General features: G+C 53.7%; 1 rRNA gene. It reads right to left on the bottom strand.

Annotated features, from left to right (window positions below):
• A 23S ribosomal RNA gene (locus K1558_RS32635) occupies window positions 1-508 on the bottom strand; the annotation flags it as partial.

The following is a 508-nucleotide window of genomic DNA, read 5'->3' as shown; positions in this document are numbered from 1 at the left end:
TTTCCCTCACGGTACTGATTCACTATCGGTCGCCAGGTAGTATTTAGCCTTAGCAGATGGTCCTGCCGGATTCATACGGGGTTTCACGTGCCCCGCACTACTCGGGATCCGTCTCGGAGGGATTAAACTTTTGGCTACAGGGCTTTTACCTCTATCGCGGGCCTTTCCAGACCTCTTCGCCTAACCTAACCTTTTGTAACTCCATGTGAGACGTCCCACAACCCCAAGGGGCAAGCCCCTTGGTTTAGGCTGTTCCGCGTTCGCTCGCCGCTACTGACGGAATCACTATTGTTTTCTCTTCCTCAGGGTACTTAGATGTTTCAGTTCCCCTGGTCTGCCTCTGCGTATCCTATGTATTCAGATACGAGTAACTGTGCATTACCACAGCTGGGTTTCCCCATTCGGACACCCCCGGATCAAAGCTTGCTTACAGCTCCCCGAGGCAGTTTCGTTGTTCGCCACGTCCTTCGTCGGCTCCTGGCGCCTAGGCATCCTCCGTGTGCTCTTA

Source organism: Paenibacillus piscarius (assembly GCF_022234545.1).
In the GTDB taxonomy this organism is placed as follows: domain Bacteria; phylum Bacillota; class Bacilli; order Paenibacillales; family Paenibacillaceae; genus Paenibacillus_AQ; species Paenibacillus_AQ piscarius.
Note: the sequence above shows the minus strand (reverse complement) of the source record. Positions and strands in the feature narration are given on the sequence as shown.